A 6,692-nucleotide genomic window follows, 5' to 3' on the forward strand; every position below is an offset into this window, starting at 1 on the left:
CCTTCGTCCCCCCTGCTGCACATCTGCCGGCCACCGGATCCTCCTGAGGTTCGGACGATGCATCAGATCGTAGGAACATCTCCGCACCGGATGGCGCAACGCGCACGCCGCTGCGCCCGGGCGGGTGAATGACCCAGCGGAGCCGCAACGCCGACGGGCGGGACCCCTCCGAAGAGGGATCCCGCCCGCCGGTGCGTGCGAGTGCCGGGACCTACTGGTTCTGGTTCTCGCCGCGGTAGAACTCGAAGACCCAGCCGAACAGGCCGATCAGGATCACCGGGACGGCCCAGAACATCAGCCACCAGCCGAAGATGACGCCGCAGAAGGCCAGCGCGCCACCGATCGCCAGGGAGAGCGGCTGCCAGCTGTGCGGGGCGAAGAAGCCCATCTCACCGGCGTCGTCCGAGACCTCGGCCTCGGGGTTGTCGCCGGCGCCGGTGTCCACCCGGCGGGAGGTGAAGCCGAGGTAGAAGGCGATGAACGCGCACAGGCCGAAGGCCAGGAAGAGCGCGGTGGTGCCGGCCGCCTCGGTGCCGTGGTCGCTGTGCGTGGTCCACACGCCGTAGACCACGGCCATGATCAGGATGAAGGCGGCGAATCCCGCGAAGATCTTGCCCTGCTCCTTCATCAGGCGTCGCCCTCCTTCTTCGTCTCACCGGACTGGCCGGGCTTGTCGTACTCGGCCGGGATGACGCCCGCGAGGTGCTTGGCCGGGTGGCCGTGCAGCTCCAGGTAGTCCAGCGCGGCGATGTCGGGGTGGTGCAGGTCGAACGCCGGGGATTCCGACCGGATCCGGGGCAGCGTGAGGAAGTTGTGCCGCGGCGGCGGGCAGGAGGTCGCCCACTCCAGCGAGCGGCCGTAGCCCCACGGGTCGTCGGTGTTGACCGGCTCGCCGTACTTGGCGGTCTTCCAGACGTTGTAGAGGAACGGCAGGATCGACAGGCCCAGCAGGAACGACCCGATGGTCGAGACGGTGTTCAGCGTGGTGAAGCCGTCCGAGGCCAGGTAGTCGGCGTAGCGGCGGGGCATGCCCTCGGCGCCGAGCCAGTGCTGCACCAGGAAGGTGGTGTGGAAGCCGAAGAACAGCGTCCAGAAGGTGATCTTGCCGAGGCGCTCGTCCAGCATCTTGCCGGTCATCTTCGGCCACCAGAAGTGGAAGCCGGCGAACATCGCGAAGACGACGGTGCCGAAGACCACGTAGTGGAAGTGGGCGACGACGAAGTACGAGTCCGAGACGTGGAAGTCGATCGGCGGGGAGGCCAGCAGCACACCGGTCAGACCGCCGAAGAGGAAGGTGACCAGGAAGCCGACCGTCCAGAGCATCGGGGTCTCGAAGCTCAGCGAGCCCTTCCACATGGTGCCGACCCAGTTGAAGAACTTCACACCGGTCGGGACCGCGATCAGGAAGGTCATGAAGGAGAAGAACGGCAGTAGCACCTGGCCGGTGACGTACATGTGGTGCGCCCACACCGTGACCGAGAGGCCGGCGATGCCGATGGTCGCGGCGATCAGGCCGGAGTAGCCGAACATCGGCTTGCGGCTGAAGACCGGGATGATCTCGGAGACGATGCCGAAGAACGGCAGCGCGATGATGTACACCTCGGGGTGGCCGAAGAACCAGAACAGGTGTTGCCAGAGCAGGGCTCCACCGTTGTTCGGATCGAAGACGTGGGCCCCGAACTTGCGGTCCGCCTCCAGGGCGAACAGCGCGGCGGCGAGCACCGGGAAGGCGAGCAGGACCAGCACCGCGGTCAGCAGGACGTTCCAGACGAAGATCGACATCCGGAACATCGTCATGCCGGGCGCGCGCATGCAGATGATCGTGGTGATGAAGTTGACCGCACCGAGGATGGTGCCGAAGCCGGAGAAGGCCAGACCCATGATCCACATGTCGGCGCCGACGCCCGGCGAGCGGACCGCGTCCGACAGCGGCGAGTAGGCGAACCAGCCGAAGTCGGCCGCACCCTGCGGGGTGAGGAAGCCGCCGACCGCGATCAGCGAGCCGAACAGGTAGAGCCAGTAGGCGAACATGTTCAGGCGCGGGAAGGCGACGTCGGGCGCGCCGATCTGGAGCGGCATGATCCAGTTCGCGAAGCCCGCGAAGAGCGGGGTCGCGAACATCAGCAGCATGATCGTGCCGTGCATGGTGAAGGCCTGGTTGAACTGCTCGTTCGAGAGGATCTGGGTCCCCGGACGAGCCAGCTCGGCGCGCATCACCAGCGCGAGGATGCCACCGATCAGGAAGAACGCGAACGAGGTACCGAGGTACATCGTGCCGATCGTCTTGTGGTCGGTGGTGGTCAGCCACTTGATGATGGTGGCACCCGGCGTGCGGGTGCGCTTCGCCCCGCCGGCCGCGACGGTGCCCCCATGCGCCCCGCCGGCGGCGGCGGGTTCGTTGAGGATGGTCACTTCGCTTCACTTCCCATGCTGATGACGCCCGAAGGCACCGCGCCGGCCTGGCCGTTGGCCCGCAGGTCCTGCAGGTGCTTCACGTAGTCGTCGTGCGAGACGACCTTCACCTTGAAGAGCATCCGGGAGTGGTCGACACCGCAGAGCTCCGCGCACTTGCCGTCGAACTCGCCGATGACGGTGGGAGTGACCTCGAACCTGTTCACCACGCCCGGCACGACGTCCATCTTCATCATGAAGTTGACGGGCCAGAAGTCGTGGATCACGTCACGCGAGGTCAGCCGGAACTGGACCGACTCGTTGACCGGCAGCCACAGGGTCGGCATGTTCGCGGGCGTGCCCACGTCGTACGCGGCCTGCTGGTTGCTGGGGTCCGGCACCTCGGTGTTCTCGTAGTTGAACGCCCAGCTCCACTGGAAGCCCACCACGTTGACGTAGTGCTGCGGCTTGGCGGAGACCGACGTCAGCTTCGCCTCGTCGCGGGCGACGAAGTAGAAGAGCACCGAGACGATGACGATGGGGACCGCGGTGTAGAGCGCCTCGATGGGCACGTTGTACCGGGTCTGCGGAGGGATCTCGATGCCGGTGCGGCTGCGCCGGTGGAAGATCACGCTCCAGATGATCAGACCCCACATCAGAACGCCGACTGCCAGCGCCGCGATCCATGACCCCTGCCACATCTGGAGGACCAGGTGGCCATCCGTGGTGACGGGGCTGGGGAGGCCAAGCCTGGGCAGGTCGTTGGCCGAGCAGCCGGTAGCGGTCGCGATGACGAGGCCCAGTGCCAGCGCCTGAGGCAGCTTCCGCCGCATCGTGCGCCGCGGCGAGCGGTCGGAGCCGTTGGGACTCACGTAGCGCCTTCCCGAAGTCTCGCCCGCGACCAAGCCGCCCGCGCGGAGGTCCTTCGCCTCCCCGAGCGACCCGCCCACGGGCACGGTTTGAATGCTTATGCGGGCCAAACCCTACTCCAGCCTTATGCGCCCCTGACGGGCAGGTCCCGGTAACGCGCCGCCCGCCTACCCGATCAGCCCCCGGCAGCGCGGATTCCCTGGTCATCACGGGCTTTCCGATCCCGTACACCCGATCGGGGGATGGCCTTGCGGCAACCGGGTGACGGCCCGTCGGGACCGGACGAACCGGACAAAATGCACCTCCGTCCGGTGATCGACTGACGGGATGTGAGCGATCGGGGCGGGCCGCCGGTCGACGGGGTGCGCACCGCGCGAAGACCCCACCGGGCGCAGCGGGGTGGGCGCCCGGGCGCCCGATACGGTGTCGGGTGTGCCGTCCTCACCGAACGTCTACTTCGACGCCGCCTCCACCGCCCCGCTCCACCCGGTGGCCCGGCAGGCGCTGACCGCCGCGCTGGACGAGGGGTGGGCCGACCCGGCCCGGCTCCACCGCTCCGGGCGGCAGGCCCGGATGCTGCTGGACGCCGCCCGCGAGACCGTGGCCGAGCTGCTCGGCGCCCGGCCGGACGAGGTGTCCTTCACCACCAGCGGCACCCAGGCGGTGCAGCTGGGCGTGCTCGGCGCGCTGCGCGGGCGGCGCCGGACGGGTCGTCACCTGGTGCACTCCGCGGTGGAGCACTCCAGCGTGCTGCACACCGCCGAGCTGCACGAGGCGGACGGCGGCGAGCTGACCGCGGTGCCGGTGGACCGGACCGGCCGCGTCTCGCCCGAGGAGTTCGCCGCTGCCGTGCGCCCGGACACCGCGCTCGCGGTGCTCCAGTCGGCCAACCACGAGGTCGGCACCCTGCAACCGGTGGCCGAGACCGCCGAACTGCTGCGGGCCGGCGCGGGTCCGGACTGCCCGCTGCTGGTGGACGCGGCGCAGAGCGCGGGCCGGCTGCCGGTGCCGGCGGGCTGGTCGCTGCTGACCGCGAGCGCGCACAAGTGGGGCGGGCCGGCCGGGGTCGGGGTGCTGGCGGTGCGCAAGGGGGTCCGGTTCTCCTCCGCGCTGCCGGCCGACGAGCGGGAGTCCGGCCGGGTGCCGGGCTACGTCAACGTGCCCGCCGTGGTCGCCGCGGCCGCCTCGTTGCGCGCGGTGCGGGCCGAGGCGGCGGCCGAGAACGCCCGGCTGCACGCGCTGGTGGAGCGGATCCGGGCGGCGGTGCCCCGGCTGGTGCCGGAGGTGGAGGTGGTCGGCGACCCGGTGCGCCGACTGCCGCACCTGGTCACCTTCTCCTGCCTGTACGTGGACGGCGAGGTGCTGCTGACCGAGCTCGACCGGGCCGGCTTCGCCGTCTCCTCCGGTTCCTCGTGCACCTCCAGCACGCTGACCCCCAGTCACGTGCTGGCGGCGATGGGCGTGCTGACCGAGGGCAACGTGCGCGTCTCGCTGCCCGCCGGCACCACCGGGGAGCAGGTGGACCGCTTCCTCGCGGTGCTGCCCGAGCTGGTGGCCCGGGTGCGGGCCCCGCTCGGGCTGGACCTGCCGGCCCCGGCGGCCCCGGCGGCCGAGCTGGTGCTGGACGCGCTGGGCAAGCGCTGCCCGCTGCCGGTGATCGAGCTGGCCAAGCGGTTCGGCGAGGTCGCCCCGGGCGGCCTGGTGGTGGTGCTGGCCGACGACGAGGCGGCCCGGCTGGACATCCCGGCCTGGTGCGGGATGCGCGGGCAGTCCTACGAGGGCGAGGCCCCGGCCGCCGACTTCGGCGCCGACCGGGGCTGCGCCTACCTGGTGCGCCGGGTCAGCTGAGCTTCGCCGCGACCTCGGCGGCGGCGGCCTCGCCGTAGGCGGCGCCGAAGCGCTCCAGGAAGTGGCCCGCGCGCAGCTCGTACTCCTGGGTGCCGACGGTCTCGATCACCAGGGTGGCCAGCATGCAGCCGATCTGCGCGGCCCGCTCCAGGCCGAGGTCCCAGGACAGGCCCGCCAGGAAGCCGGCCCGGAAGCCGTCGCCCACGCCGGTCGGGTCGACCTTCTTCAGCTCGGGGGCGCAGGGCACCGTGATGTCCGGCTCGCCCTTGCGCTGGATCCGCACGCCCTTGCTGCCCAGCGTGGTGATCCGGGTGCCGACCCGGTCCAGCACCTCGGCCGCGGTCCAGCCGCTCTTGGTCTCGATCAGCGCGGCCTCGTACTCGTTGGTGAAGAGGTAGGCGGCGCCGTCCACCAGCTCGCGGATGTCGTCCCCGTCCAGCCGGGCCAGCTGCTGCGAGGGGTCGGCGGCGAAGGCGTAGCCGCGGCTGCGGCACTCCTGGGTGTGCCGGACCATCGCCTGCGGGTCGTCGGCCCCGATCAGCACCAGGTCCAGGCCGCCGATCCGGTCCGCGATCGGCTTGATCTCGATGTTGCGGGCCTCGGCCATCGCGCCGGTGTAGAAGGAGGCGATCTGGTTGTGGTCCTCGTCGGTGGTGCACATGAACCGGGCGGTGTGCCGGGTCTCCGAGATGTGCACCGAGTCGGTGTCCACGTTGTGCCGCTGCAGCCAGGACCGGTACTCGGCGAAGTCCGCGCCGGCCGCGCCGACCAGCACCGGGCGCAGGCCCAGCAGGCCCATCCCGAAGCTGATGTTCGGGGCCACCCCGCCGCGCCGGATGTCCAGGGTGTCGACCAGGAAGGAGAGCGACACGGTGTGCAGCTGCTCCGGGACCAACTGGTCGGCGAACCGGCCGGGGAAGGTCATCAGGTGGTCGGTGGCGATCGAGCCGGCGACGGCGATCCGCACGGGTGGACTCCTTGCTACGGGGGTGGGGACAACCCCCCTACGGTACCGTCCGGGCGACTACCTGCGGGTAGGTCTGGCCGGGTCCGGAGCGGGCGCCTAGGGTCACGATCACAGCCCCATTCCGCGGCGACGAGGCCGCGGTCGGCGATCGGAGCCATGGATGCTTCCCCCCGAGTCCCCCGTGCAGGTCCCCGGCGCGCTGCTGGCCGAGACCGACCCGGACACCCTCGACGCACTGCTCGACTCCTCCCGCCGGCTGGGCCACTTCTGGCCCCTGGTGGCCGGCACCCCGCAGCCCGGCGGTGCCCCGAGCGGCTCGATCACCGTCCCCGACCGGACCAGGGCGCTGGTCGAGGGGATGGCCGAGTTCGGCCTCTGACCCGCTGCCGGGTGGGACGGGAACCGGATTCCTCCGAGCCACGTCAGATCCGCGCAGCCACCGCTGCCGCCCGGATCCGCCCACCACTGGAGGACGTCGCACCATGGACGAGTTGACCCCCGCCCACCCGGCCCCCCGCCGCACCCGCCGCACCCTGGCGGCCGCCGCCCTGCTGCTGTCGGTGGCCACGGCGGTCAGCGCCTGCGGCGGCAGCGGCTCCACCAAGACCTCCGCCGC

6 protein-coding genes are annotated in these 6,692 nt (G+C 70.9%); 2 read left to right on the top strand and 4 right to left on the bottom strand.

Annotation, left to right across the window (positions count from 1 at the left end):
* Nucleotides 1–211: 211 nt before the first annotated feature.
* Genes ACFW1A_RS18015 through ACFW1A_RS18025 form a run of 3 tightly spaced genes read right to left on the bottom strand, consistent with a single transcriptional unit; the run spans nt 212 to nt 3,263 of the window.
* On the bottom strand, nt 212–628 hold the full coding sequence (locus ACFW1A_RS18015; RefSeq protein WP_380410066.1) for a cytochrome c oxidase subunit 4: 417 nt from the start codon (nt 626–628) through the stop codon (nt 212–214).
* Nucleotides 628–2,412 (bottom strand): cytochrome c oxidase subunit I, encoded by a 1,785-nt coding sequence (gene ctaD, locus ACFW1A_RS18020; protein ID WP_380410067.1) that lies wholly within the window; start codon nt 2,410–2,412, stop codon nt 628–630. Before ctaD ends, ACFW1A_RS18015 begins: the two co-directional genes overlap by 1 nt.
* Nucleotides 2,409–3,263 (bottom strand): cytochrome c oxidase subunit II, encoded by an 855-nt coding sequence (locus ACFW1A_RS18025; RefSeq protein ID WP_380410068.1) that lies wholly within the window; start codon nt 3,261–3,263, stop codon nt 2,409–2,411. Before ACFW1A_RS18025 ends, ctaD begins: the two co-directional genes overlap by 4 nt.
* Before the next feature lie 430 nt (nt 3,264–3,693).
* Here ACFW1A_RS18025 and ACFW1A_RS18030 point away from each other — a divergent pair, with 430 nt between their 5' ends.
* Complete coding sequence (locus ACFW1A_RS18030) at nt 3,694–5,109, top strand: cysteine desulfurase/sulfurtransferase TusA family protein (RefSeq protein ID WP_380410069.1); 1,416 nt, start codon at nt 3,694–3,696, stop codon at nt 5,107–5,109.
* Here the strand turns inward: ACFW1A_RS18030 and ACFW1A_RS18035 are convergent.
* Nucleotides 5,102–6,076 (bottom strand): carbohydrate kinase family protein, encoded by a 975-nt coding sequence (locus ACFW1A_RS18035; RefSeq protein ID WP_380410070.1) that lies wholly within the window; start codon nt 6,074–6,076, stop codon nt 5,102–5,104. The two genes, ACFW1A_RS18030 and ACFW1A_RS18035, sit on opposite strands and share 8 nt — an antisense overlap.
* 160 nt (nt 6,077–6,236) lie before the next feature.
* Between ACFW1A_RS18035 and ACFW1A_RS18040 the strand changes: the two genes are divergently transcribed.
* Complete coding sequence (locus ACFW1A_RS18040; protein WP_380410071.1) at nt 6,237–6,455, top strand: hypothetical protein; 219 nt, start codon at nt 6,237–6,239, stop codon at nt 6,453–6,455.
* The last annotated feature ends 237 nt before the right edge of the window (nt 6,456–6,692 follow it).

The sequence above is a fragment of the Kitasatospora sp. NPDC058965 genome, from assembly GCF_042741245.1.
In the GTDB taxonomy this organism is placed as follows: Bacteria; Actinomycetota; Actinomycetes; order Streptomycetales; family Streptomycetaceae; genus Kitasatospora.

Bases quoted from the DNA above. Each gene is read 5' to 3' on its own strand.
- ACFW1A_RS18015 (WP_380410066.1), bottom strand. From the start codon at position 628: ATGAAGGAGCAGGGCAAGATCTTCGCGGGATTCGCCGCCTTCATCCTG.
- ACFW1A_RS18040 (WP_380410071.1), top strand. From the start codon at position 6,237: ATGCTTCCCCCCGAGTCCCCCGTGCAGGTCCCCGGCGCGCTGCTGGCC.